26 protein-coding genes, 1 other RNA gene and 1 pseudogene are annotated in these 25462 nt (G+C 67.1%); 9 read left to right on the top strand and 19 right to left on the bottom strand.

The window, feature by feature from the left end; translation table 11 throughout:
• Positions 1-149 precede the first annotated feature (149 nt).
• Both GVY41_RS15620 and GVY41_RS15615 read right to left on the bottom strand, forming a co-directional pair.
• Positions 150-854 (bottom strand): GNAT family N-acetyltransferase, encoded by a 705-nt coding sequence (locus tag GVY41_RS15620; protein ID WP_161347837.1) that lies wholly within the window; start codon positions 852-854, stop codon positions 150-152.
• Positions 851-1582, bottom strand: coding sequence for a competence/damage-inducible protein A (locus tag GVY41_RS15615; protein ID WP_161347838.1), 732 nt, complete (start codon positions 1580-1582; stop codon positions 851-853). The genes GVY41_RS15620 and GVY41_RS15615 overlap by 4 nt, the downstream gene beginning before the upstream one ends.
• Positions 1583-1706: 124 nt before the next feature.
• Here GVY41_RS15615 and map point away from each other — a divergent pair, with 124 nt between their 5' ends.
• The 3 genes from map (at position 1707) to GVY41_RS15600 (ending at position 3184) form a co-directional block, all read left to right on the top strand.
• The gene (gene map / locus GVY41_RS15610) at positions 1707-2528 is read left to right on the top strand and encodes a type I methionyl aminopeptidase (RefSeq protein WP_170301215.1); all 822 of its coding nucleotides are present in this window, start codon (positions 1707-1709) and stop codon (positions 2526-2528) included.
• A gap of 70 nt (positions 2529-2598) precedes the next feature.
• The gene (locus GVY41_RS15605; RefSeq protein ID WP_161347839.1) at positions 2599-2802 is read left to right on the top strand and encodes a hypothetical protein; all 204 of its coding nucleotides are present in this window, start codon (positions 2599-2601) and stop codon (positions 2800-2802) included.
• Positions 2803-2821: 19 nt separating this feature from the next.
• Positions 2822-3184, top strand: coding sequence for a type II toxin-antitoxin system death-on-curing family toxin (locus GVY41_RS15600; RefSeq protein ID WP_161347840.1), 363 nt, complete (start codon positions 2822-2824; stop codon positions 3182-3184).
• Positions 3185-3314: 130 nt separating this feature from the next.
• Here the strand turns inward: GVY41_RS15600 and rpsU are convergent, their stop codons facing one another.
• Positions 3315-3521 (bottom strand): 30S ribosomal protein S21, encoded by a 207-nt coding sequence (gene rpsU, locus GVY41_RS15595; RefSeq protein ID WP_011748553.1) that lies wholly within the window; start codon positions 3519-3521, stop codon positions 3315-3317.
• Between the two features lie 109 nt (positions 3522-3630).
• Here rpsU and GVY41_RS15590 point away from each other — a divergent pair, with 109 nt between their 5' ends.
• Both GVY41_RS15590 and GVY41_RS15585 read left to right on the top strand, forming a co-directional pair.
• A complete protein-coding gene (locus GVY41_RS15590) occupies positions 3631-4338 on the top strand; it encodes a COQ9 family protein (protein WP_161347841.1) in 708 nt (235 codons plus the stop codon).
• The gene (locus GVY41_RS15585; RefSeq protein WP_161347842.1) at positions 4335-5330 is read left to right on the top strand and encodes an NAD(P)H-quinone oxidoreductase; all 996 of its coding nucleotides are present in this window, start codon (positions 4335-4337) and stop codon (positions 5328-5330) included. Before GVY41_RS15590 ends, GVY41_RS15585 begins: the two co-directional genes overlap by 4 nt.
• A 9-nt stretch (positions 5331-5339) precedes the next feature.
• Here the strand turns inward: GVY41_RS15585 and GVY41_RS15580 are convergent, their stop codons facing one another.
• Positions 5340-5987: a ribonuclease T2 family protein gene (locus GVY41_RS15580; RefSeq protein WP_161347843.1), complete on the bottom strand. Its 648-nt coding sequence runs from the start codon at positions 5985-5987 to the stop codon at positions 5340-5342.
• 126 nt (positions 5988-6113) lie between these two features.
• Between GVY41_RS15580 and GVY41_RS15575 the strand changes: the two genes are divergently transcribed.
• Positions 6114-6878, top strand: coding sequence for a DUF1013 domain-containing protein (locus tag GVY41_RS15575; RefSeq protein ID WP_161347844.1), 765 nt, complete (start codon positions 6114-6116; stop codon positions 6876-6878).
• Positions 6879-7169: 291 nt separating this feature from the next.
• Here GVY41_RS15575 and recR read toward each other — a convergent pair whose 3' ends face one another.
• The 8 genes from recR to GVY41_RS15535 all read right to left on the bottom strand — a co-directional run bounded on the left by recR (position 7170) and on the right by GVY41_RS15535 (position 15892).
• Positions 7170-7769 (bottom strand): recombination mediator RecR, encoded by a 600-nt coding sequence (gene recR, locus GVY41_RS15570; RefSeq protein WP_161347845.1) that lies wholly within the window; start codon positions 7767-7769, stop codon positions 7170-7172.
• A gap of 7 nt (positions 7770-7776) precedes the next feature.
• Positions 7777-8121 carry a YbaB/EbfC family nucleoid-associated protein gene (locus GVY41_RS15565; protein WP_161347846.1) on the bottom strand — a complete coding sequence of 115 codons (345 nt, stop codon included), beginning with the start codon at positions 8119-8121 and terminating at the stop codon, positions 7777-7779.
• A gap of 13 nt (positions 8122-8134) precedes the next feature.
• Positions 8135-9889, bottom strand: coding sequence for a DNA polymerase III subunit gamma/tau (locus GVY41_RS15560; RefSeq protein ID WP_161347847.1), 1755 nt, complete (start codon positions 9887-9889; stop codon positions 8135-8137).
• 126 nt (positions 9890-10015) lie between these two features.
• Positions 10016-11983, bottom strand: a complete 1968-nt coding sequence (locus GVY41_RS15555; RefSeq protein WP_229726082.1) for a MacB family efflux pump subunit — start codon at positions 11981-11983, stop codon at positions 10016-10018.
• 1 nt (position 11984) lies between these two features.
• Entirely contained in the window at positions 11985-13160 is a 1176-nt protein-coding gene (locus GVY41_RS15550; RefSeq protein WP_161347848.1) for an efflux RND transporter periplasmic adaptor subunit, read from the bottom strand.
• Positions 13161-13275: 115 nt separating this feature from the next.
• Positions 13276-14565: a PQQ-dependent sugar dehydrogenase gene (locus GVY41_RS15545; RefSeq protein WP_161347849.1), complete on the bottom strand. Its 1290-nt coding sequence runs from the start codon at positions 14563-14565 to the stop codon at positions 13276-13278.
• Positions 14566-14955: 390 nt separating this feature from the next.
• On the bottom strand, positions 14956-15126 hold the full coding sequence (locus GVY41_RS15540; RefSeq protein WP_161347850.1) for a hypothetical protein: 171 nt from the start codon (positions 15124-15126) through the stop codon (positions 14956-14958).
• A 109-nt stretch (positions 15127-15235) separates the two neighbouring features.
• Positions 15236-15892, bottom strand: a complete 657-nt coding sequence (locus GVY41_RS15535) for a type II toxin-antitoxin system HipA family toxin (protein ID WP_161347851.1) — start codon at positions 15890-15892, stop codon at positions 15236-15238.
• 18 nt (positions 15893-15910) lie between these two features.
• Here GVY41_RS15535 and GVY41_RS15530 point away from each other — a divergent pair.
• From GVY41_RS15530 to secD, 3 genes and pseudogenes are all read left to right on the top strand, one after another.
• Positions 15911-16009: pseudogene (locus GVY41_RS15530) on the top strand (IS5/IS1182 family transposase); the annotation flags it as partial.
• Between the two features lie 190 nt (positions 16010-16199).
• Positions 16200-16568: a hypothetical protein gene (locus GVY41_RS15520; protein ID WP_161347852.1), complete on the top strand. Its 369-nt coding sequence runs from the start codon at positions 16200-16202 to the stop codon at positions 16566-16568.
• 167 nt (positions 16569-16735) lie between these two features.
• Complete coding sequence (gene secD, locus GVY41_RS15515; protein ID WP_161347853.1) at positions 16736-19363, top strand: protein translocase subunit SecD; 2628 nt, start codon at positions 16736-16738, stop codon at positions 19361-19363.
• Positions 19364-19426: 63 nt separating this feature from the next.
• On the opposite strand, the gene GVY41_RS15510 is transcribed toward secD, so the two are convergent.
• From GVY41_RS15510 to GVY41_RS15480, 7 genes are all read right to left on the bottom strand, one after another.
• The gene (locus GVY41_RS15510; RefSeq protein WP_161347854.1) at positions 19427-20467 is read right to left on the bottom strand and encodes a CNNM domain-containing protein; all 1041 of its coding nucleotides are present in this window, start codon (positions 20465-20467) and stop codon (positions 19427-19429) included.
• Positions 20464-21840, bottom strand: a complete 1377-nt coding sequence (locus GVY41_RS15505) for a hemolysin family protein (protein WP_161347855.1) — start codon at positions 21838-21840, stop codon at positions 20464-20466. Before GVY41_RS15505 ends, GVY41_RS15510 begins: the two co-directional genes overlap by 4 nt.
• Before the next feature lie 489 nt (positions 21841-22329).
• On the bottom strand, positions 22330-23031 hold the full coding sequence (locus GVY41_RS15500) for a tyrosine-type recombinase/integrase (RefSeq protein ID WP_161347856.1): 702 nt from the start codon (positions 23029-23031) through the stop codon (positions 22330-22332).
• A gap of 141 nt (positions 23032-23172) precedes the next feature.
• Positions 23173-23269: signal recognition particle sRNA small type (ffs, locus tag GVY41_RS15495), an RNA gene on the bottom strand.
• Between the two features lie 74 nt (positions 23270-23343).
• Positions 23344-23691 carry a hypothetical protein gene (locus tag GVY41_RS15490; protein ID WP_161347857.1) on the bottom strand — a complete coding sequence of 116 codons (348 nt, stop codon included), beginning with the start codon at positions 23689-23691 and terminating at the stop codon, positions 23344-23346.
• A 149-nt stretch (positions 23692-23840) separates the two neighbouring features.
• The gene (locus GVY41_RS15485; protein WP_161347858.1) at positions 23841-24605 is read right to left on the bottom strand and encodes an ABC transporter permease; all 765 of its coding nucleotides are present in this window, start codon (positions 24603-24605) and stop codon (positions 23841-23843) included.
• On the bottom strand, positions 24605-25393 hold the full coding sequence (locus GVY41_RS15480; RefSeq protein ID WP_161347859.1) for an ABC transporter ATP-binding protein: 789 nt from the start codon (positions 25391-25393) through the stop codon (positions 24605-24607). Before GVY41_RS15480 ends, GVY41_RS15485 begins: the two co-directional genes overlap by 1 nt.
• Positions 25394-25462: the final 69 nt, after the last annotated feature.

Here is a 25462-nt window from a genome sequence, read left to right as displayed (position 1 = left end):
CCGTGGTCTTCGGGGTTGGTGGCCAAAACGCTGTCGGGCCTGCCGCAGAGGGCACAACACGCCCGCGTCGCATCGGGAATAGGCCCGACCATCTGCAGGTCACGCGCGGTGGGGCTTGGCGTTTGGTCCACTGCTCTGGCCTTTGCGGCTCATTTCATTCGGTAGTGATATTGTCCCACGATTTGCATCCCCAAGGAAGCGTAGAGCGCGCAGGCAGGCGCATTCTCGCGCGTGACCACCAAGGAAAGGTTAATCGCCCCGCGGTCCTGCGCCCAGAAGGCCGCTGCGCGCATCATATGGGCGCCAAGGCCGCTGCGCTGCTGCTCTGGCAGGACGTGCAGGGCGTGCAGCATTGCGGTATCCCCGTGCAGGGCGACGAAGGCGCTGCCCGCGGCCCGGTCATTGATGCGCCCGAGCAGCGCGGTGTGATCGGAGGTGGTGCGCGCCATCACCGCCAGCCGTTCGGGGCCGATGCCGCCCTCGGCCCAGATGTCGGTCTGGATCGCCAGCGGCGGCCAGATGGAGAACACCCGGATGGGCGGCACGGGAACCGCTGTCAGCTGCGCGACCGGCGCGGCATAGGCGACGACGGGGTCGACAACGCGGTAGCCCCGTGCGCCCAGTTCCGCATCCAGCGCCTCCTCGCCTTCGCGCAACAGGAACAGGGGCGGCTGGCCGAGGGCGGCTTGCGCCTCTTCGGCCAGCGCAATGTCGGCGGGCTGCCACGGCGCCTCGGCGCTGGCGGCTGACACGCGCTTGCCGCCGCCTTGCCCCTCGCGCACCAGCCAGGGGCCGGCGCGGTGGAGCGCGGCCGCTGGCCATGTCGCGTCCATCACGCCCGGCAGGTCGATCATTCCGGTGCGCCCGCGAAGGCGGCGCTCATCGCGGCCATGGCGGCATCCACCTCGGCCGCCACCGGACCGCGCACGACAAGGCTGGTGCCATAGGTGCCGTCCTGCGAGAACGGATAGGAGCCGATGCTGACGCCCGGATGCGCCGCCGCCAGCGCGCCAAGCGTTTCGGCCACGGCGCCTTCGGGGCGCATCACCCGCAGCGATTGCGACAGCAGTGGCTGCCCGCCGGTCAGGTTTGGCAGCACCGAGGCGACCATCGCCTGAAACACGTTCGGCACCCCGGCCATCACATGCACATTGCCGATGGTGAAACCCGGGGCAATCGACACCGGGTTCTCGATCAGCGTGGCGCCATCCGGGATCCGCGCCATCCGCATCCGAGCGGCGTTGAATTCCACTCCCCGTGCCTCGTAATGCGCGGCCATCAGGGCGCGGGCATCCTCGCGCACGTCGATGGCCACGCCAAAGGCGGCGGCGACGGCATCGGCGGTGATGTCGTCATGGGTGGGGCCGATGCCGCCCGAGGTGAAGAGGTGGTCATGGGCGGCGCGCAGGGCATTCACCGCGTCGGCGATGCCTTCGTGATCGTCCGGCACCACCCGGATCTCACGCAGGTCGATGCCGGCGCGGGTCAGCTCACCCGCCAGATAATGGGCATTCCCCTCGCGGGTGCGGCCCGACAGGATCTCGTCTCCGATGACCAGAATTGCGGCGGTGGGGTTGGGCATTGCGGGCTCCTTCACGGGTTGCAACAGGTATAGGCCCGCGCCCGGGGGCCGGAAAGGCCGCAGGTCTGGCCAAGGCGGGAATTTGTTACTATCTAAGGGGCATTCACGAATGAGGTGGCACGGCATGAGAGGTAGCGGTGTGGACGATCCGCGCGGCAGGCTGACCAAGGACGGCATCCGGATTCACGAGCCGGGCGATTTCGCCGGAATGCAGGCGGCCGGGCAGGTCGCGGCACGGATCCTGGACGAGGTGGCGGCGCTGGTCGAACCCGGGGTCACGACCGAGGCGCTGGACGATTTCATCACCCGGCGGGTGACGGAACTTGGCACCGTGTCGGCCACCATCGGCTATCGCGGCTATCGCCATGCCAGCTGCATCAGCGTCAACCATGTGGTGTGCCACGGGATTCCGGGACCGAAGACGCTGAAGGACGGCGACATCCTGAACATCGACGTGACGGTGATCCTGGATGGCTGGTTCGGCGACAGCAGCCGCATGTACGTGGCCGGCAATCTGGGCCGCAAGGCCGAGCGGCTGATCCAGGTGACGCATGACGCGCTGATGCTGGGGATCGAGGCGGTGCGGCCGGGCAATACCTTCGGCGATATCGGCTTTGCGATTCAAAGCTATGTCGAGGCGCAGCGGATGAGCGTGGTGCGCGATTTCTGCGGCCACGGGCTTGGCCGGGTGTTCCATGCGCCGCCGAACGTGCTGCATTACGGGCGGCAGGGGAAGGGCGCGGTGCTGGAGGAGGGCATGTTCTTCACCATCGAGCCGATGGTGAATCTGGGGCGGCCCGAGACGAAGGTGCTGGCCGATGACTGGACCGCCGTGACCCGCGACAAGTCGCTGTCGGCGCAGTTCGAGCATTCGGTGGGGGTGACGGCCGATGGCTGCGAGATCTTCACGCTGAGCCCGGCGGGGCGGTTTCATCCGACCTGGTGAGGTTGTTCCACCCTGTCTTGCCAAATACGATCGTCGGATCCACATTGCGGGTGTGAGTTCAGGAGCAGCGATGGCGCGCAAGATTTCATCTCCCGAAGACCGGGTTTCTTCCCAAGTCAAGGGAGGCACTATCACGCGCGAGGCGGAGTCCGGTCGGCTGGTAGAAGTGATGACCGCCAAGTCACGCATCAGGGCAAGCAAACAGTCGGCATCGTCCGTTGCCGCGACCTCCAGCAAACGCAGCGCTGCATTGAAGAGGCTCGTCAATCGGTAGGGCGCATTACAGACTGACTTTGGCGGACGCCATCCTCGCCCACGATGCTGCGATGGAATTAGGCGGGCGCCCAGGTATCTCCAGCCTTCACCTGATCCAATCGGCGCTTGCACGGCCGTCTTCCGGCTATCACCGTCCGCTCTCGAGCAAATGTGCGGCCCTGCTGCAGAGCCTGGTTGGCAATCATGGGTTCATCGACGGCAACAAGCGGACGGCCTGGATCTGTGTCGAAATCCTGATCGAGCGCAGTGGCTATCGGCTGGCGATCCCCGATGACGAGCCCATCGACGATCTTGTCGTTGACGCGGCAAGTGGCCAGATCGGCTACGATGCGCTGCAGTCTTGGTTCAAGGACAGGCTACGCAGGGTGGAGCGGCCCTAACCCTCACCAAAGCAACGAAAAACCCCCGGACTTGCGCCCTGGGGGTTGATCGTGACGCGGGTTTCCCCGCCAGCGAAACAGGGCCCGAAAGACCTTGAAGCTGCTCAGAGAGCGCCTTCGCGTCGGGCGCTTAGAGCGCGCCTTCGCGTTGGGCCTTCTTGCGCGCCAGTTTACGGGCACGCCGGACGGCTTCGGCTTTCTCGCGGGCTTTCTTCACGGACGGCTTCTCGAAATGTTGCTTGAGCTTCATTTCACGAAACACACCCTCGCGCTGAAGTTTTTTCTTCAGAGCACGAAGCGCCTGTTCGACATTGTTGTCGCGAACGCTGACCTGCATGTGGTTGTCACCACCTTCCTAAGTTAGAGTTGCAAGTATTTGCAGGAGCCGGTCCTATATCAGGGGCGGGACTTCTTGTCCACCATTCGGAACGGAGGCTGAGAGCGCGATGGAAAACAACGGCTTGAACCCGGCGGCAGTACAAGAATCGTTGCTGGAGGCGGCTTTGGCGCATGTGCCGTTCGATGGCTGGTCGGAGGCGACCTTTCAGGCAGCGGCGCAGGACGCGGGGGTGGACCTGCCGCTGGCGCGGGTGATCTGCCCGCGCGGGGCGGTCGATCTGGCGGCGGCCTATCACCGGCGCGGCGATGCCGAGATGCGGTTGCGGCTGGCGCAGCAGGATCTGTCGGCGCTGCGCTTTCGCGACCGCGTGGCGCTGGCGGTGCGGCTGCGGCTGGAGGTGGCGGACCGCGAGCTGGTGCGGCGCGGGGCGGCGCTGTCGGCGCTGCCGCAGAACGCCGGCACGGGGTCGAAGCTGATCTGGGGCACGGCGGATGCGATCTGGAATGCGCTTGGCGATACCTCCGATGACCTCAACTGGTATTCCAAGCGCACGACACTGGCGGCGGTCTATTCCGCGACGGTACTCTACTGGCTTGGGGATACCAGCGAGGGCGATGCCGCGACCTGGGAGTTCCTGGACCGGCGCATCGACAATGTGATGCAGGTCGAGAAGCTGAAGGCGCAGGTGCGCGAGAACAAGGTGCTGCGGACGGTGTTTGCCGGGCCGATGTGGCTGGCGGGCAAGGTCAAGGCGCCGGGGGCGCGGGCCGAGGATCTGCCGGGGCAGACCAAGGCCGAAGAGCCGGCGGCATGAGCGTAGCTGTCCCCGCGATGATGCGCGCGGTCGAGATTTCGGCGCCGGGCGGGCCCGAGGTGCTGCTGCCCTGCGAGCGGCCGGTGCCGGTTCCCGGGCACGGCCAGATCCTGATCCGCGTGGCCTATGCCGGGGTGAACCGCCCCGATGCGCTGCAACGCGCCGGAAGCTATGCGCCGCCGCCGGGCGCCTCGCCTTTGCCGGGGCTGGAGGCTTCGGGGCACATCGCCGCTGTCGGGCCGGGCGTGACCGGCTGGCGGGTCGGCGATGCGGTCTGCGCGCTGCTGCCGGGCGGGGGCTATGCCGAATACGTGGTCACCCCTGCCGCCCATGCGCTGCCGGTGCCCGACGGCATGGCGCTGCGCGAGGCGGCCTGCCTGCCCGAGACGTTCTTCACCGTCTGGTCCAATGTCTTCATGCGCGGCGGGCTGAAGGCTGGGGAGCGGTTCTTGGTGCAGGGCGGATCGTCGGGGATCGGCACCACGGCGATTCAGCTGGCCCGGGCGTTCGGGGCGCGGGTGTTTGCCACCGCCGGGTCGGCGGAGAAATGCGCGGCCTGCGAAGGGCTGGGGGCCACCGCGATCAACTACCGCGAGGCGGATTTCGTCAAGGTGCTGGCGGCGGAGGGCGGGGCGAACCTGATTCTCGACATGGTCGGCGGCAGCTATATCCCGCGCAACATCCGTGCGCTGGCCGATGACGGCCGGCTGGTGATGATCGCCTTTCTGGAGGGCCCGAAGGCTGAGCTGAACTTTGCCCAGATCATGGCGCGGCGGCTGGTGGTGACGGGCTCGACGCTGCGGCCCCAGTCCGATCTGGCGAAGGCGCGCATTGCGGGCGAGCTGCGCGAGAAGGTGTGGCCGCTGCTGACGGCGGGCACGGTGGCGCCGGTGATGGATAGCGAGTTCGCGCTGGAGGAGGCTGCCGCTGCCCATGCGCGGATGGAAGGCTCCACCCATGTCGGCAAGATCGTGCTGCGGGTGGCGGGCTAGCGCCTTTCTTCAGCGCACCGCTTCCATAAGCGCATTCGGCAGGGTGCAGTCGCGGGACACGTCTGCCCCGCAGGCGCGGAACTCCAGATCCCTGGTCAGGCAGATCCGCGCCTCGCGGATCATGCCGGCCTGACAGGTGATGGTGATGCCCTGCGCCGTCAGGCCCGGATTCGCGTCAAGGAACGCATCCTCCACCACCTTGGCCGGCAGGGTCACGTCGCGGTTCAGGTCGGCGAGCACCGGCGGGATCGTCACGGCCCCGTAGGCGTCGCGCGAGGCCTCGAGATACTCCGCCGCAGGCAGGCCCGAACAGCGGCCATGCTTCTTCCACTGATGCCAGGCCAGCCCGCCCGAGCCCATGATATCGGCCATCGCCGCCGTCTCGCGGCGCGAGGGATCGCGGGCGGTGCTGGGGCAATAGCTTGGCCAGCCGCGTTCATTCTGCGGCCAGAGCCCGTGCAGGGTGAAGGAATGGTCGTGGCGCGGATCGCACTGATCCTCGCCGCGCGCATCCCCTTCCAGCGTGCAGAAGCTGGGCGACCAGCTGAGCGCGAGGACGTAATAGTCGAACGCGCCCGCGCGCTCGCCCTCGGCAGCGGCGGGGGCGGCGGCAAGAACCAGCGCCAGCAGCGCGGCAGATAGGGACAATTGGCGCATTTTCTCTTTCCTCCGGCCGGTATCGGCACTATATCGGCCGATGACTTCCCCGAAAACGTGGAAAGGCGGACCTCCGGGCCGCAGCCGTTTTCCCGGCGCGGGAGAGATTTGTAAAGGAGTGATCCGATGACGAAACCTCTGATGGCCAAGGCAACCGCCGTCTGGCTCGTCGACAACACCACGCTCAGCTTCAAGCAGATCGCCGATTTCTGCGGGATGCACGAGCTTGAGGTGCAGGGGATCGCGGATGGCGATGTGGCCACCGGCGTGAAGGGCTTCGACCCGGTCGCGTCTAGCCAGCTTGATCAGGGCGAGATCGAGAAGGGCCAGAAGGATCCGGGCTACAAGCTGAAGCTGAAGTTCAACGCCGCCGCCACTGGCGAGGAAAAACGCCGCGGCCCGCGCTATACCCCGCTGTCCAAGCGCCAGGACCGGCCCGCCGCGATCCTGTGGCTGGTGCGCTTCCACCCGGAACTGGCCGATGCGCAGATCGCCAAGCTGGTCGGCACCACCAAGCCGACCATCGCCACGATCCGCGAGCGCACGCATTGGAACATCCAGAACATCCAGCCCATCGACCCGGTGGCGCTTGGCCTGTGCCGGCAGACCGAACTGGACGCGGCCGTGCAGAAGGCCGCCAAGAAGAAATCGGCCGAAGGCGGGCTGATGACCGATGACGAGCGGCGCAAGCTGGTCTCGACCGAGCAGTCGCTGGGCATGGGCACCGAGCCGCGGATGCCGTCCTCGATTGCGGGCCTCGAGAACTTCTCGCTGTCGCAGAGCGATGCGGATGAGCGGCCGGCCAAGGATTTCTCGGATGCCGAGAGCTTCTTCAACCTGCCCGACGCGGATGACGAAGACGACGAGGACGAAGACGACCACAAGCGCTGATCGCGGCGCGAGGCGGATGAGAGGGCTCCGGTCGGAAGACCGGGGCCTTTTTCATTGAGGTGGAGCTGTTCAGGTCAGGTCGGAGGGCGGCGCCTGTCCGCCGGGTGGGCGAGGAACGGTAGTTCTAGGCCCTTTATGGTGCGGCCCCCTCCACCGTGGTTCTATGCACCAACGTTGAGGAGCGCCCGCCCGAGGGGGCGGACGGGCGCTGCCCGGCGGCGCCAAGGCGCCTTGATTCCGGGCATGGGGTCAGAGAGAGAGGGCGTCGTTGTGAGGCGGGGAGCGCGCCCCTCAGAACCGCTTGCGCGCCCGCAACGCCGCCTGAATCGTGCCGTCGTCCAGATAGTCCAGCTCGCCGCCGATCGGCACGCCCTGGGCGAGGCTGGTGACCTGCACGCCGGAGGCTTCCAGCGCCTCGGCGATGTAATGGGCGGTGGTCTGGCCGTCGACGGTGGCGTTCAGCGCCAGGATCACTTCCGTCACGCCCTCATCCGCAATCCGGTCCAGCAGGCGGGGGATGTGCAGTTCCTCTGGCCCCACGGCATCCAGCGCCGAGAGGGTGCCACCCAGAACGTGATAGCGGCCGCGGAAGGCCTGCCCGCGCTCCATCGCCCAGAGGTCGGCGACATCCTCGACCACGCAAATCTCGCCGGTCTGGCGGGCGGGGTTGGCGCAGATGGCGCAGATCTCTTCAGTGCCGATATTGCCGCAGCGGCTGCATTCGCGGGCGCTGGCGGCGACGTGGGCCATGATCGTGGCCAGCGGTGCCATCAGGGCGGTGCGCTTCTTGATCAGGTGCAGCACCGCGCGCCGGGCGGAGCGCGGGCCGAGGCCGGGCAGCCGCGCCATCGTTTCGATCAATGCCTCGATGTCGCGGGTGCCCTGGCTCATGCCTGCATCAGAACGGCAGCTTGATGTCGGCGGGCAGGCCAAGCTCGGAAGACAGCTTCTGCATCTCTTCCTGCGCGCGGTCGGTGGCGCGTTTTTGCGCATCCTTCACGGCCGCCAGGATCAGATCCTCGACCACTTCCTTGTCTTCGGGCCGGAAGATCGACGCATCGATGCTGAGCGCGGTGAGATCGCCCTTGGCCGTCGCCTCGACCTTCACGAGGCCGCCGCCGGCCTCACCGGTGACGATGGTGCTGGCGAGCTGCTCTTGCATCTCGCCCATGCGGGTATGCATCTGCTGCGCGGCCTTGACCATCTTGGCCATGTCGCCCATTCCGCCCAAACCTTTGAACATGCGTCTTTTCTCCTCAGTTATCCTCGAACGGATCCCATTCATCCTCGACCTCGGGCAGCGCTTCCACGGCAGCCTCGGCCGATTTTGCATCGGGCGTTCTGATGTCGGTGATCCTGGCCCCCGGGAAGGCGGCGAAGACCGCCTGCACCAGCGGGTTCTTCTGCGCCTCGGCCTCGGCGGCCAGGCGGCCTTCGTCGCGGCGCTCGGCGATGGTGGCCGCGCCGCCCTGGCCGACGACCGACACGGCCCATCTGGCGCCGGTCCACAGTTGCAGGCGTTGCGCCAGCATCGAGGCGAGGTCGCGCGGGGCGGCGGGGCCGGGTTCGAACTCGACGCGGCCGGGGCTGTAGCGGGCGAGGCGCAGGTTGGTTTCCACCTCGACCAGCAGCTTGACGTCGCGGCGCTCGCGGATCAGGTCGACCACATCGTCGAAGCTGGCATAGCGGGCGAGGCCGATATCGGGCGCGGTGGCGAGGGCGGTGGCCGCGCCAGAGCCGGAGATGGCGACGGTGTTGATCGGGGCCGACAGGGCGCGCGGCGCGGCGTGGACGGGGCCGCCGCCGGGGGCAGGGCCGCGGCCCTGCGGCAGCGCGGGCGCGGGCGGCGCGTCCTGCAGGCGGCGCAGCAGGGTTTCGGGATCGGGGAGTTCGGCGACATGGGTCAGGCGGATGATCGCCATTTCCGCGGCCATCATCGCATTGGGGGCCTGCGCCACCTCTTCCAGCGATTTCAGCAGCATCTGCCACATCCGTGTCAGCGCGCGCATCGGCAGGGCGGCGGCCATCTGCTGGCCGCGGCTGCGTTCATCCGGGCTCACGGTCGGGTCTTCGGCGGCGTCGGGGGTGATCTTGACCACGGAAATCCAGTGCGTCACCTCGGCCAGATCGCGCAGCACCGCCATCGGATCGGCACCGTCGGCATATTGGCTGGAGAGTTCCGACAGGGCGGCGGCGGCGTCGCCGCGCATGATCAGATCGAACAGGTCCAGCACCCGGCCCCGGTCGGCCAACCCGAGCATGGCGCGGACCTGTTCGGCGGTGGTCTCACCTGCGCCGTGGGCGATGGCCTGGTCCATCAGCGACATGGCATCGCGGGCCGATCCTTCGGCGGCGCGGGTGATCAGGGCGAGGGCATCGGGGGCGAGGCTGGCGCCTTCCAGACCGGCGATGCGCGAGAGGTGGGCGATCATCACCTCTGGTTCAATCCGTTTAAGATCAAAGCGTTGGCAGCGGGACAGCACGGTGACGGGCACCTTGCGGATCTCGGTTGTGGCGAAGATGAACTTGACGTGGGCGGGGGGTTCCTCAAGCGTTTTCAGCAGCGCGTTGAAGGCGTTGGTCGACAGCATGTGGACTTCGTCGATGATGTAGACCTTGTAGCGCGCCGAGGCGGCCCGGTAGTGGACGCTTTCGATGATCTCGCGGATGTCGCCGACGCCGGTGCGGCTGGCGGCATCCATCTCCATCACGTCGACATGGCGGCTGTCGGCAATGGCGCGGCAGTTCTCGCACACGCCGCACGGCTCTGTCGTCGGCCCGCCGGCGCCGTCTTTTCCGATGCAATTCAAGCCCTTGGCGATGATCCGTGCCGTCGTGGTCTTGCCGACCCCGCGCACGCCGGTCATCACGAAGGCATGGGCGATGCGGTCGGCTGCGAAGGCATTGCGCAGGGTGCGCACCATCGCCTCTTGCCCGATCAGGTCGGCAAAGGTGGCCGGCCGATACTTGCGCGCAAGAACCTGATAGCCGGTGGCTTGGGTTTCGGACATGGGCGCCTCGGGGTCATTCACCGCCCCAATCTAGGCGCTCGCGGGGGCGGCGTAAACCAGCCCCCTCCGAATATGGAACCCATGTGGAAACCGTATGGTTTTCAGCCATACGATTTTCCGGGCCCCTCACTCCCGCGTCAGCGCCACCACCGGGTCCAGCCGGGCGGCGGACCTTGCGGGAAGATAGCCGAAGGTGATGCCGATCGCTGTGGAAGAGGCGAAGGCCAGCACCACGGTCGAGGCCGAATAGGTCAGGCGCATGGTGTCTTGCAGGCTGCCGATCAGCCAGCCGGAACCGAGGGCGAGCAAGACGCCGATGATGCCGCCCAGAAGGCAGACCAGAATCGCCTCGGTCAGGAATTGCGCGATGATGTCTGACCGGCGGGCGCCGACGGCGATGCGCACGCCGATCTCCTTGGTGCGCTCGGTGACGGACACCAGCATGATGTTCATCACCCCGATGCCGCCGACCAGCAACGAGATCACGGCGATGGCCGAAACCAGCAGGGTGAGGGTTTCGGCGGTGGAGGTGATGCTGTCGCGGATGGTGTCGGAGTTCGTCAGGAAGAAGTCCTTGGTGCCGCCATGGCGTGAGAGCAGCAGCGCGTCGATCTGCGTCTCGGCGGCGTCGATGTCATAGTTGTCGCCGACGCGGACGGTGATGGCATCGACGGTGGTGCCGCCGGTGATGCGCAGCATGGCGGTGGTATAGGGCAGGAAGATGCGGATGGATTGCCGCCCGAAGCTGGCGCCCGAGGCCTCGACAACGCCGATGACCGTCAGCGGCACCCGGCCGACCTGCACGGTCTTGCCGAGGGGATTTTCGCCATTCGGAAAGAAGGTGCTGGCGGAATCTGTATCCAGCACCGCCACCTGGTCGCGGGTCTGCAAGGAGGCGTCCGTGAAAAGCTGGCCCTGGGTGACAGAGTAGGCGCCGACGTCGAAATAGGCGGTGCCGACGCCGTTGACCGAGACCGAGGCGGACACAGAGCCGCGGGTGACACTGGCGGTGCTGGTCACCTCGGGCGAGACAGAGGCGGCATAGGGCTGGCTGGCCAGCGCCTCGGCATCGGCGGCGATCAGCGTGTCGATGGCGCCGGACCTGCGGTCGCCAAAGCCGGTGCCGGGGCGGACGGTGATGGTGCTGGTGCCAAGCGAGGCGATGTTTTCCAGCACCTTTTCCTGGCTGCCGGTGCCAAGCGCCACGACCGACACTACCGAGGCGATGCCGATGATGATGCCGAGCATGGTCAGGAAACTGCGCATCCGGTGGGCATTGAGGGCGCGCACCGCCATGATGAACGCTTCGGACATGCGGCCGGCAAGCGCGGCGAGGCCGGATTTTTCGGGCGGCGCCGGGTCTGGCGTCGTGGTCGAGGGGGCCTCCGGCGGGCCGCTGCGGCTGTCGGAGGTGATGCGGCCGTCGCGCAGTTCCACCACGCGCTGCGCGCGGGCGGCGACGGCGGCGTCATGGGTGATGATGACGATGGTATGGCCACGGGCGTGCAGATCGTCGAGCAGGGCGAGGAGTTCGGCGCCCGATTTCGAATCGAGGGCGCCGGTGGGTTCATCGGCCAGGATCACCTCGCCGCCATTCATCAGCGCCCGCGCGACCGAAACCCGCTGCTGCTGGCCGCCCGACAGCGCGCCGGGGCGGTGGCCCTTGCGGTCGCCGAGGCCCAGCCGGTCCAGAAGCGCCGTGGCACGGAGGCGGCGTTCGGCACGCGCGGCGCCGGCATAGATCGCCGGCACCTCGACATTCGAGACGGCATCGAGATCGGGCAGCAGCTGGTAGCGCTGGAAGATGAAGCCGAAATGCGCGCGGCGGAGGCGGGCGCGGTCTTCCTCGGGCATCTGCGCCACGTCCTGCCCGGCATAGCGATACTGGCCGGCAGTGGGGCGGTCGAGGCAGCCGATGAGGTTCATCAGCGTGGATTTGCCGGACCCGGAGGCGCCCATGATCGCCACCATCTCGCCAGGCCAGATATCGAGGTCGATATCGGCCAGCACGGTGATGCGCTGGTCGCCGGCGGCAAACTCGCGGCGGATGTCGCGCAGCGAGATCAGCGGGGCAGTTGGATCGGGGTTGGCCATGTCAGAAGCCCATCATCGGGCGGCGCATTCCCCCAGAGGAGCTGCCGGTGGTCGCGGCTGCGGTGCCGGCGGAGGCGACGACACGCTCGCCCTCTTCCAGCCCCGAGAGGATTTCGGCGGTGACATTGGTGTTGAGCCCGACCTTCACCGCCCGCACCGCGACCGCGCCGGTGGCGGGGTCATAGACGCTGACCGATCGGGTGCCATCCTCGGCGCGGGGGCCCAGGGCGGTGGCGGGGATGGTCAGCACGTCCCTGGCCTCGGCCAGCAGGATGCGGACCTCGGCGGTCATGCCGATGCGCAGGATGCCGTCCGGATTGTCCACATCCAGCAGCGCGTTGTAATAGACCGCGCTGTCGGTGGCGACGGTGTCGCTTTCCTCGATGGTGGCGGGGGCGGGTTCGATGGCGCGGAGCACCGCATCGAATTGCAGGTCGGGCGCACCTGACAGGGTAAAGCTGACCGGCTGGCCGGGGGCGACCTGCACCACGTCCGCCTCGGAAATCTCGGCCTTGATCACCATCTTGTCGAGCGCGGCGAGCTTGACCAGGGTCGGGGACGAGGTGTTGGCATTCACCGTCACGCCCGCGTCGGTGACGATTGCGACGACGGTGCCGGTGATGGGTGCGGTGATCTGGGTGCGGTCCAGCTCGGTCCGCGCCGAGGACAGCGACACCTCGGCCTGCGCCTTCTGCGCCTCGATCTGGTCAAGCTCGGCCTCGGCGACGGTCAGACCGGCCTCGGCGGCCTGCAGGTCTTCGCTGGAGGTGAGGTTGCGCTCGTTGAGGGTGCGGCGACGGTCGAGCAGCAGGTCGGCCTGCAGGATCGAGGCGCGCTTGGCGGCGATCTGCGCCTCGATCTGCTTGAGCGTGGCCTCGGCCTGCAGGACGGCGTTCTTCTGGTCGTCGGAATCGATCTGGGCGATCAGGTCGCCCTTCTGCACCAGCTGCCCAAGTTCCACCGCCAGCGTTTCCACCTGCCCCGAGACGCGGGCGCCGACCGAGACCAGCTGCGAGGCCTCGATGGCGCCGGTGGCCAGCACGCTGCGCTCCACCGTGCCGCGGGTGACGGTGGCCGTGACCGGAGGCGCGACGGTGTCGCCGGAATAGGCCTGCCACCCCCACCAGCCGCCCAGGGCAAGCACGGCGATCAGTGCGATCACGAGGGGTTTCTTCATTGCGGGGCTCCTGCGGATAAGGCCGGGGGTGATACGCGGCAGCGCAGCGGTTCCGTCGGCGGGCGCAGGGGCTGTGCCGGAGCGGGCAAGGGCCGCTCCGGGCTCTGTCGCAGGGTCAGGCGCCGGTGACGCGCCAGATGACGTCGCCCACGTCATCGGCCATCAGCAGCGATGCCTTGTCGGGCCCGATGGTCACGCCGACCGGGCGGCCATAGGCTATCTTCTCGTCTTCCGACAGGAACCCGCTGAGGATGTCACGGGGCGGGCCACTGGGCTTGCCGTCCGCGAAGGGCACGAAGATCAGCTTGTAGCCGCTGAGCTTGGAGCGGTTCCACGAGCCGTGCTGCCCGATCACCATGCCATCCCCGAAGCCCGGCAGGGTTCCGGCCGGCATCCAGCACAGCCCGAGCGAGGCGGTGTGCCCGCCAAGCGCATAGTCGGGCGTGATCGCGCGGGCGACGAGGGCCGCGTCCTGCGGCACCCGGTCATCCACCGTGCGGCCCCAATAGCAATAGGGCCAGCCATAGAAGCCCCCGTCCCGCACCGAGGTCAGGTAGTCGGGCGGCGTTTCATCCCCCAGCCCGTCGCGTTCGTTCACCACCGTCCACAGCGCGCCCGTCACCGGCTCCCACGCCATGCCCACGGCATTGCGCAGGCCCGAGGCGAAGATGCGGGCGGTGCCGGTTGCCACATCCAGCTCCCAGATCGCGGCGCGGCCCTCTTCGACCTCCATCCCCTGATCGGCGATGTTCGACAGCGAGCCGACGCCGGCATAGACCTTGGTCCCGTCCGGCGAGACGATCAGGCTGCGCGTCCAGTGTCCGTGGGGCTTGAAGCTGACCAGCTTTTCCCCGCTGCCCGTCAGGGCCGTGGCCCCCGGGGTATAGTCGAAGACCACGATCCCGTCGGTATTGCCGAGGTAGAACCTCTCGCCGATCAGCGCCATGCCGAAGGGCTGGTTCTGGTTCTGGACGAAGACCTCGCGGATTTCTGCCACGCCGTCGCCATTGGTATCGCGAAACAGCGTCACACGGTTGGCGCTGTCGCCGATGGCCTTGGCCCGCCGCATCACCGCCTGGGCCGCATGGTCCATCAGCTTCCTGGGTGGCCCGGCCTGCTCCTTGGATTCCGCCACCAGCACGTCGCCGTTGGGCAGAACCTCGATCCAGCGCGGATGCTCGAGCCCGGTCGCAAAGGCGTTGACCTTGAGGCCCGGCGCGCAGGTAGGGACGTGGCTATCGCTCCAGCCTTGGGCGACCGGCATCTTCAGGGTCATGATGCCCTGCTTGCGGGCCTCCGGGATCTGCGGGGCCGGCCCCATGGCCTGAGTTGTGGGCGAGCCCATGCGGCGCAGAAGCGCCACTGTGCCGCCCACCGCCGCGGCCGCCTTTGCGATAAGATCCATGTCCGTCCTCCAGCCTGTTCGCGGGCCATCGTAGCGGGAGTGAGGAAGCGGCGACAGCAGGTTCTCCTTGCGACACTGGCCGCCCGGGGCTTTCTGGGCGCCGTTGGCTCAGTGAGCCTTCAAGCCGTCATCACGACGCAGCCCCCATGCTCTGGGCCGGGATATCTGCATGACCGTTGGCGGAGGGGTGAGAGGCTCAATAACTCATGCAAACATAAATATTCAATGGGTCAGCTGACGCTCTGGCACCCAAGAGCGCAGGATTTCTGGCACGAAAGAATTCTGTGCAGGACGACAGTATCGACCGCTACCGCGACATCAAGATCGAGTTCTACGTCAGATCCCCGCGTCCAAACATGGGAACCGGCTGAGCTTGTCTTGCCCGATGCCTCATCCCGCGTCGAGCAGCGGACTCAATGCACGCACGCGCGTCGGGGTGATCCTGGGGTCGCTGCCGCACGAAATCGCCCTGACAAACTCGATCCAAGCCTGCTCGTTCATCGTCAGCTGGCCCCACGGTCCCTCTGGGGCCGTGGGGAGGGTGAAGACCGAGTCGTCCATTTCATGCTCCAAACTTGGGCCGGTCCCGTTGGTCCCGTGGTCCCTGTCGAGATTATCGGGTGCAATCATTTGCCGAAGATCCCCCAAAGCGCCGTGCGCGACCGCGCCGTCAGTCGTGGATCACTGCTGTCCGACGCATCTCGGATCTCGGCCATCGACCGGTGCGGTCCATCAGGAAGGCGTGGTTCTTCAGGTGGTCGTCGCGGTTCAGGGAGCGGGCATTGAAGATCATCCGCCGGAACATCTCCTCGACCGCGCGGTAGTCGCGGGTCATCAGGCGCACCACCTTCAGAAGTTCGATGTAGTCGAGGGTCGCGGTTCGGAAATCTACGTCCAGGAGCGCGGCCACCGTCTGCATGTGCAGGCGGGCCGCACCGGCGCGATCAAAGCGGTCGGCGACGAAGAAGGGCTCTTCGGAATTCGCGCGCATCACCTGGACCGGTGCCATCGTGATGCCGGCAGCGCGCGACATGGAGGAGTAGGCAGCTTCGGCCTCGACCGCACCGGCCGGGTCCGACAGAGCCCGTCGCTTCACCAGCACATGCCGCCATCCGAGTTGCCAGGGCAGGCGGTCCCCACGCAGGAGCGCACCGTCCTCCGAGAGCTGCGCAACGAACTTGGGCCGGGCGCCTTGCGATCCCCCTGCCATCATGCGCAGCCGCTCCAGATCTTCGGCGGCGGCGCCATTTCCGACTTCCGGCACGAGCCGGTCGAACCAGTCGAGGATCAGGACCCATTGACCTGCTTGAGGTCGCTGCGGCTGCATGATTCAAGCTCCCGACAACGGGGCCGTCTGATCGGGCGAACGAAAGGGGGCATGAACACCAGACTGCACGCCGTCACCGATGCCGATGGTCGACCGATCCGGTTCTTCATGACCGCAGAACCCTGCCGCCCGGCGCCCCGTTTCCCGCCGTCGGCACCGTCTCGCCGTCGATCAAATACTCCGTGCCGGGAATGCTCGCGACCAAGTCCGACGCGAGGAATGCGATGAACCCGGGATCGGCCGTGTGCCCCGAACCCTGACGTCGGCCCATATTGTTTCGCCCGATGATAAATGAGAGAAGGGAGCCATGACCACGCGCGCCACGCCCCCCGGAAAGCTACGTCAGGCGGCACTCGCCTGGACAGTGATGGTGTCGCTGCTGCTCGTCTGGGCGGCGTCGGGGCAGCGTGCGGCCGACATTCCGGTGCGGTCGGCGGTGGCCAGCCTGGCCGAAGCCCGGGGCCAGGACCACGTCGCGACGCCCGTCGCCATCGGGAAGGCGCATCGCCCTGCGGATGTCCGAAGCGGGCCGGAGCCCGACCTTCTTGCCCTGCTCGCCGAGGCGCCGGTTCTGGCGAACGGCCCCAAGGCAGATGAGCCGTCCTGCCCGCAGGCGGCCTTGCGCTGCCTGCAGCCCCGGCACCGCCACGAGCCCCGGGCGCCCCCGTTGACCTGATCGATGCCCGAACCGCGTGCGCAGCCCTGCGCCGCGATCCCATTCCCGCCCCAGCCAAGCCGACCGCCCTTTGCGGCGGGCCTGCACGCTGTGAAGGGTCTCTCGGTCTCAACCTCCCCGGTCTGTGCTGCGCCCCGTGTGGCGAGCCGCCGGGTTTAGGACAGGTCATGACAAATACAGTTCTGTGGAAGCGCCTCCTCATCTGGGGCGTCTGTCTCTGGGGCATCCTCTTTGCCCTTCCCAACGCCTTCTACCCGCAGGTGGAACGCCATAACGACGCCGCGGGAATCATCGCCGACACCGGCACACTGCCGCCGGGCGTCGAGGCGGATCTGGGCGGCTGGCCCTCGTGGATGCCCTCGAGCCTGGTCAACCTTGGCCTCGATCTGCGCGGCGGCGCGCATCTGCTGGCCGAGGTCCATGTCGAAGACGTCCACGCGGCGCGGATGGAGAGCCTGTGGCCCGAGCTTCGCGATGCGCTGCGCGGGCTGCGGAGCCAGGTCGGCACCGTGCAACGGCAAGAGGGGGTGCCCGGCGAGCTGCGGGTGCGGATCGGCAATCCGGACGGGATGCCGGCCGCGCTGGCTGCGGCCCGCGCAATGGCGACGCCGGTGGTGTCGCTGACGGGGGCTGGCCAAACGGACATCGAGGTCCGGGGCGACGGCGCCACGCTGGTGGTGACCCTGTCCGAGGCAGAGCGGCAGGCGATGGACCAGCGCACCATCCAGCAATCGCTGGAGATCGTCCGGCGGCGGGTGGATGAAGTCGGCACGCGCGAGCCGACTATCATGCGGCAAGGCACGGACCGCATCCTCATTCAGGTGCCGGGCATCGGCTCGGCGGCGGAACTGAAATCGCTGATCGGCACCACGGCGGAATTGACCTTCAACGCGGTGCTGGGGCAGGCGGCCGAAGGTCAGGCGGCGGGTCCGGGCGAGATGATCCTGCCGGCCGCGCATCAGCCGGGGCTGTTCTACGAGCTGGACCGCATCCCGGTGGTGCGGGGCGAGAGCCTTGATGATGCGCAGCCCGCCTTCGACCAGAATGGCCGCCCCGCGGTCAGCTTCCGCTTCGATGCCGCCGGGGCGCGGGTCTTTGGCAACTTCACCGGCGAAAATATCGGCAGCCCCTTCGCCATCGTTCTCGACGGCGAGGTGCTCTCGGCCCCGGTGATCCAGAGCCATATTCCGGGCGGGTCGGGCATCATCACCGGCAGCTTCACGGTCGAGGAAAGCACCGAACTGGCCGTGCTGCTGCGCGCCGGCGCCCTGCCGGCCAAGATGACCTTCCTCGAAGAGCGCACCATCGGCCCCGAACTGGGGCAGGACAGCATCGAGGCGGGGCAGCGCGCCGCGGTGATCGGCATGGTCGCCGTCGTCGGCTTCATGGTGGCCTGCTATGGCGGCTTCGGCCTGATGGCGAACCTGGCGCTCGCCTTGAACATGGGGCTGCTGCTGGCCTTCCTGTCGGTGCTGGGGGCGACGCTGACCCTGCCGGGCATCGCCGGGATCGTGCTGACGATGGGCATGGCGGTCGATGCCAACGTGCTGATCTTCGAGCGGATCCGCGAGGAGCTGCGGGGCGGCCGCACCCCCGGCCGCGCCGTCCAGATCGGGTTCGACAAGGCGCTGTCGGCGATCATGGACAGCAACATCACCGGCCTGCTGACCGCGCTGATCATGTTCGCCATCGGCTCGGGCGCGGTGCGCGGCTTTGCGGTGACGCTGGGGCTTGGCATCCTGACCTCGATGTTCACCGCCGTCTATGTGACGCGCCTGATCATCGAGACCTGGTTGCGCTGGAAACGCCCGAAGTCGCTGGCGCTCAAGGGCTGGATCCGGCTGGCGCCTGAGAAGACGACCATCGACTTCTTCCGTGCCCAGTGGCTGACCTTCGGGGCCTCCGTGGTGGCCGTGGTTGCCTCGCTGCTGCTGGTGGCGACGCTGGGGCTGAACTTCGGCATCGACTTCAAGGGCGGCACCACGATCCGGGCCGAGACGACGCAAGCCCTCGATATCGGCGGCTATCGTGCGGCGCTGTCGGACATGGAGCTTGGCGATGTCTCGATCACCGAGGTTTTCGACCCGTCCTTCCGCGCCGATCAGCATGTGGCCACCATCCGCATCGAGGCGCAGCAGGGCACCGAGGCGCTGGCGCCCGAGGTGGTGGCGAACGTGGAGGCGGCGCTGAAGGCCGTCGATCCGGCGGTCAGCTTCACGGCGGTGGAATCGGTCGGGCCGAAGGTATCGGCCGAGCTGATCTGGCTGGCGCTTGCCTCGGTCGGGGCGGCGGCGGCGGGCATCCTCGTCTATGTGTGGATGCGCTTTGAGTGGCAGTTCGCGGTCGGCACCGTCGCGGCGCTGATCCATGATGTCATCGTCACGGTCGGGGTGTTCGCGCTGTTCGGGCTGAAGTTCGACCTGACCATCGTGGCGGCGCTGCTGACCATCCTTGGCTATTCGGTCAACGACACGGTGGTGATCTTCGACCGGCTGCGCGAGAACCTGGAGAAGTTCAAGACGACCCCGCTGCGCGAGCTGATGAACCTGTCGGCCAATGAGACGCTGAGCCGAACCCTGATGACGGCGATGACAACGCTGATCGCCCTGCTGGTGCTGCTGGTCTTCGGCGGCGACGTGATCCGCGGCTTCGTCTTCGCCATGCTGTTCGGGGTGATCATCGGCACCTGGTCGACGCTCTATGTGGCCAAGAACATCGTGCTGTTCCTCGGGATCGACAGGACCGACAAGCCGAAGGCGGGGCCGGACCACGCCTTCGCGCATATCGACGCATGATCAACAAAATGGCCCCGGCGATCCGCCGGGGCCATCGTTCGGGAGCACCTGTTCCCCGTAGCGTCAGGCGGCCTGCGCCGCCACCCTCTGCACCGCGATCCCCGCAGGAAGCACGCGCTTGAGGATGTCGGCGAGGGTGATGATCCCGCACAGCGCGTCCTCGTGCATCACGATGGCGATCTGCACGCTCGACTCGCGCATCCGGGCAAGCGCCTCGTAAACGGGCGTCTGTGCATCCAGGATGAAGGCCGGCCGCGCGATATCGGCCGCGGGCTGCGCATCCGGCAGAAGCAGGGTATCGCGCACATGCACCACGGAGGGCGGACCGCCATCGACGGCCGACATCAGGATGCGCATGTGCCCCGACCCGAGCCCCGCAGCGCGCACATCGGCGGCCGTTGCCTGCGCCGGAACCTGCGTCGGCGCCACCTCCGTCGCCACCAGCGCGAGTACGGGCATGGTTCCCAGGTCGATGAAGCCCGAGAGCTGCGCGTGCATCTCCGGCTCCAGCGTGCCGACCTTGGCCGAATGCTCCACCAGCTGGCGGATGGTGGCGATGTCCTGGCCGCCGACGGCGGCGCTCTCGACAGGCTCGACGCCCGAGGCTCGCACCAGACGGTTTGCAAGGCTGTTCACCCACCGCAGCAGCGGCTTCAGCGGCCAGATATAGGCGCGCGCGATCACGCCGATGGCGAGGGCAGACTTTTCGGGATGCGCGATAGCCCAGGACTTGGGGGCCATTTCGCCGACAACCAGATGCAGGAAGGTCACCACGAACAGCGACAGGGCAAACGCCGTGCCGCCGGCCGCCCAGATCGGCAGGCCCCAGGTGATGAACACCGGGCCAAGCCAGGCATCCACCGCAGGCTTGGTCACCGCGCCAAGCGCGAAGGTGCAGACGGTGATGCCCAGTTGAGCCCCCGCAAGCATCAGGGTCAGGTCGTTCATGCCGCGCAGGGCCGCGCGGGCCGAACCGCTGGTTGGGGCGAGTTCCTCAAGCCGGTGGCGGCGGGCGCCAAGAAGCGCGAATTCGATGATGACGAACAGGGCGCTCAGGGCGATCAGCGCGGTGGTGATCAGGGTTACACTCAACGCGTCGCTCATAGCTCATCCTCGGTCATGGCAACTTCGACCAGCCGCACGCGCAGCTCGGTCGGAACATGGCGCTCGACGCGCAGGACATCCACCTCAAGCCGGCGGCGCATGGGGAGGTCCGAGACCAGCTCTGCCGGGTCGATGGGCAGGTCCACCGTCACGGTATCACCCTCCACCGGCAAGGCGCCAAGCTCGGCGATCAGCAGGCCGGCAATCGTTTCGACATCGCCGCGGGGCAGGTCATAGCCGATGGCCCGCTGCACCTCGTCCAGGTGGACATCGCCGTCCATCAGCCAGATGCCGTCGCCATCGGGCGTAAGGGAGAAGCCGGTGTCCGCGTCATGCTCGTCGGTGATCTCGCCGACGATTTCCATCGCCAGATCCTCGATCGTCAGCACCCCGGCAAACCCGCCATACTCGTCGATCACGCAGGCCAGCTGATTGTCGGATTTGGTCAGCTGGGCGAGGGCATCGGTCAGCAGCATCAGCGTCGGGATCACCGTCGCGGGGCGCATCACCGAGGCGACGGGCTCATCCGCGCGGCCCGAGACAAGCCGTTCCAGCACGTCGGTCAGATGCACGACCCCCACGGGGGTGTCATCATCGTCGATCACCGGATAGCGGGTATGGGCGCGCGCCATCAGCCCGCGCAGCTCGTCCAGCGTGGTGTCGGGGCTGACCCAATCGACCTGCGAGCGGGGGACCATGGCATGCTCGACATCCTGTTTGGGGAAGTCGAGGATGCGGTCCATCATCAGCGACAGCTCCAGCGGCAGATCGCCACTGTCGCGCGAATCCGCGATGATGCGCGGCAGGTCGGCGGCCGAGGCGCTGATGTCGAGGTCATGCACAGGCTCGATCCGCAGCGCCCGCAGCAGCAGGTTCGCCGACTTGTCGAAGAAGCCGATCAGCCAGCCGAACACCGTGAGGTAGATCAGCGTCGAACGGGCCAGCCCGCGCGACAGCGGCTCGGGGTTCGCGATGGCAAGGTTCTTGGGATAGAGCTCGCCAAAGATCATCTGGATGATCGTGGCTGCCACCAGCGCACCAATCGTGCCGACGGCGATCCCCACCTCGGTCGGAATCCCCGCAACGCCAAGCAGCGTGCCCAGGGAGTTGCCGACCATCGGTTGGGCCACGAAGCCCACCAGAAGGCCGGTGACCGTGATGCCAAGCTGCGCGCCCGACAGCATGAAGCTGGTGCGCCGCGTTACCTGCAGGGCCCGCTTGGCCGAAACATCGCCTTCGGCAGCCCGTGCGGCAAGCCGGGTGCGGTCGACCGACATGTAGGCGAATTCTTGTGCAACGAAATATCCGTTCGCCGCGATGATGGCGAGGATGACGAGGATTCCGATGAGCAGGAACAGGGTTGCTTCAATCATCGGGGCACAGACGGCAAAGAAGGCAATTCTTGGCTAACCGAGCTTGGCATGTGGTCCACAGGGGAGGGCGCCTCTTTTGTTGCGAATGCCTCTCAAGTGTGGTGCGACAGCAGCCCTGTCAATCCCCTGCGGGCCTCTCTGACCGGCTTTATCGTGCAGGCGAAGCGCGGCGCATGATCGCGGGACGATGGAGTGTGGCGGCACCCGAGGCCTCGCGCCCCCGCCTGGACGCGCAAGACAGTTTAGGCACTGGTTGAAGACGTGAAAGGTGCGACCGTCCGCGTGCCGACGCTCTGCGCGTGTTGCCGGAGTGGATCAAAGCGGCTGTCGACTTCAACTGCGGCGCAGCTGCGACGCGTGTTTCCTTTGCCGCACGCCCATTCATGGGGTTGGTACCTGCGGATACACAGCCCATAACGCCGCCCAGTGCCAGCCCCGATGCGACCAACCGGTCTGGCAGGGGACGAACCAACTCCCACGACGTAAATTTCACCCGGATATCGTTTGCGAAAGCTTGAAGGACGGGAAACGGCCGATGGCTTCGCTGCTGGCCTTGATCGTCACATCGCCGTAGTTGTCAGCAGACCGGCGACCGGCATGTCCCTGGATCGCGTCGACAACGCGTTCAGACAGGCCCAACTCGATTCCGATGGTCTTGAGCCGGTGGCGCCAGCCGTGACATGGCTGAACGTCCTTCGGGACCAACTTTTCCTCATGCAGCCAGTCTCGAAGCCTGTTCGCCATCTTCTGCGCATGGATCCTGTTGAGCGGCGGCTCGGGCGACATGTGGAACAGCGGGCCGTTTGCCAGGTTCTCGAAATGGTTGGGAAAGCCGAGCGCGATCAGCTGTGGGTGCAGCGGCACGTCGCGGTATTGCTTCGTCTTCACCGTCCCCGCCTCCGGTGTGATCCGCGCGATCCAGTAGCCATCTTCCAGTCGAAGATCCTCTCGACGCAGCTGCGTCATTTCGCCGATCCTTGCACCGGTAAAGGCGCACAGGAGAGGAACCCACCGCTTCGCGGCAGTCACCTTGCTGTTCTCAAGCGCCTTGCGCTTGTTGTTCAGCTTCGGCCGGTAGTTCACCGCCGCGCTCAGCTGATGAAGCGCCTCAGGATCCGTGTAGCCAGATTCCCGGTTCCTGATTGCCTTCGGAGCTGCCTGGCTCGCGTCCTCAGCCGGGTTGACCGCCATCCTGTCGCGCTTGACCGCCCAGATGAATAGCGACCGGATCGTCGGCAGATAGACCTTGGCGATGGTTCGCGGCGATATCTTGGTCAGCAGGTCCTCCTGCCAAAGCAGGATGTCTTTCTTGGTAAGTCTAGAAAGGGGAGGGGTGAGAGGCTGGACAACGACCCAAGCGGGGCTCGTTACGGCTGCTTCCTTCCGGACCTGACCGGGTTGGCGAGGCGCTCGCCCGCGCCAACCTCTCGGGGAGGGATATAGGCCGGGGCAAGGTGCGATGCAAGTGGGGCGAGGGCCAGCCCGAGATGCAGGAGGGAGGGCTCAGCCCTCCAGCAATTCCTTGCAGAAGAACCGGCCGAAGGCGCCGGTGCAGGTGGCGGTGCGGTTCAGGCCCTCGACGGTGACGCGGGTGGTGAAGGGGCGGTCCTCGAAGGTGACGTCGAGGCTGTCGCGGACGAGGTGGATGCAGTCGGAGGGGCGGAGCTTGCAGCCGACCAGGGCGATCTGCGCGAAGGGATCGCCGCTGCCCTCTCCGACATCGGTATTGGCGACGCGGTCGCGAATCGCGGCTTCGAGCGTCGCGTCGAACTCGGCGGGGCCGGGGCGGGTGGCGAAGGCGGCGGCGGCGATCACGGCGAGAAGCAGGGCAAGCAGGGTGAGCAGGCGCATGGGGAACCTCCGGGGGGCGCGGGATCTGGCCTGCGGTATGCCCGGGGCCGGGCGGATTGTCGAGCGCTGCGCCTGGACTAGCCCGAGGCCGGGGGCGCTGCCCCCGGACCCCCGGGATATTTGGGCCAGCAAGAAGCGGGAAGAGCGCGTCAGTGTGCGGGGCGTTCGGCCCAGCCTGCGAAGGTTTTTTCCAGCGCGACCACCCCGTAGTAGAGAACGATGCCGAGGAAGGCGAGGGCGATGAGGACGGCGAACATCAGCGGGTAGTCGCCATTGGTCTCGCCCGATTTGAACAGGGCACCGAGGCCGCGGCCGTGGGGGGAGACGATCTCCACCAGGTTGGTGCCGATGAAGGCCAGCGTGACCGAGACCTTCAGGGCGCCGAAGAACTCGGGCAGGGTCTTGGGTAGCGCGATCTTGCGGAAGATGGTGATCTTGGAGGCGCCGAGCGAGCGCAGGATGTCGCGGTATTCGGGCTCCAGCGTCGAGAGGCCGATGCCGACGGAGACGGCGATGGGGAAGAAGCTGATCAGGAAGGCCATCAGCACGGTGTTGAAATCATGCTGGCCGATGAACAGCAGCGCCAGCACCGGCACCAGCGTCGCCTTGGGGATGGCGTTGAAGCCGACCAGCAGCGGGTAGAGCGCGTCGCGGGCGATGCGGGAAAAGCCCATCATCATGCCAAGGAAGGTGCCGAAGACCACGGCGAGGGCAAGGCCGGCGATGGTGCGCCACAGCGTCTGCCATCCCATCTCCAGGAACAGCGGCCAGAAGCGGATATAGGCGGCGGGCAGGTCCGACGGTGAGGCCATGACGTAATTGGGCCAGTTGTTGGCCCAGACGATCCCCTCCCACAGCAGCAGGAAGCCGAGGATGGCGCCGAGGGGGACGGCGAATTTCTGCAGGTTGTCCATCAATGCACCGCCCCGTCGCGCCCTTGCGCGATGCGGATCTGGTCGCGCAGGATATGCAGCATGTCGGCCACCTCGGGCGTGTAGAGGATGTCGAGGGTGCGGTCCGCGGGCAGGGCCACGTCCATCACGTATTGCGTGGTGGCGGGGCGGCCCGAGAGCACGATGACCTGATCGCCGAGGAAGACGCTTTCGCGCAGGTCATGGGTGATCAGCACGCAGGTGAAGGGCTCTTTCGCGCGCAGGTCGCGCATGGTCTGCCACAGATCCTCGCGCGTGAAATTGTCGAGCGCGCCGAAGGGTTCGTCCATGATCAGCACATCGGGCTTGTGGACGATGGCGCGGCAGAGGCTGGCGCGCTGGCGCATCCCGCCCGAGAGCTGGCTGGGGGTCTTGTTCTCGAACCCCGCGAGGCCGACCATCTCCAGCAGCTCCATCGCGCGGGCTTCCTTCTTGGCCTTGGGCATCCCGGGGGCGACGATTTCCAGCGGCAGGATGACGTTCTGCAGGATCGTGCGCCATTCCAGCAGCACCGGGTTCTGGAAGGCCATGCCGACGGTCTTGCGCGGGGACCTCACCAGCTCGCCATGCAGCCAGACCTCGCCGGTATCGGGTTTCATCAGCCCGGCGACGAGGCGGGTGAGGGTGGACTTGCCGCAGCCCGAGGGGCCGACGACGGCGCAGAACTCGCCTTCGGGCACCGCGATGTTGAGGTCGCGCAGCACCGGAAGCGGGCCCGCCTTGGTGCGATAGGCGTGCGTGACGCCCTTGATGTCGATGAGGTTTACCACCCGATTTGCCCCAGTCCCTTGGTCCGTCCCCGCCTCGCGCGTGCACCGGGCGACGGGCGCCCGGTGCGG

Origin of the sequence: Frigidibacter albus (assembly GCF_009908165.1) — a bacterium.
Taxonomy (GTDB): Bacteria; Pseudomonadota; Alphaproteobacteria; order Rhodobacterales; family Rhodobacteraceae; genus Frigidibacter; species Frigidibacter albus.
Note: the sequence above shows the minus strand (reverse complement) of the source record. Positions and strands in the feature narration are given on the sequence as shown.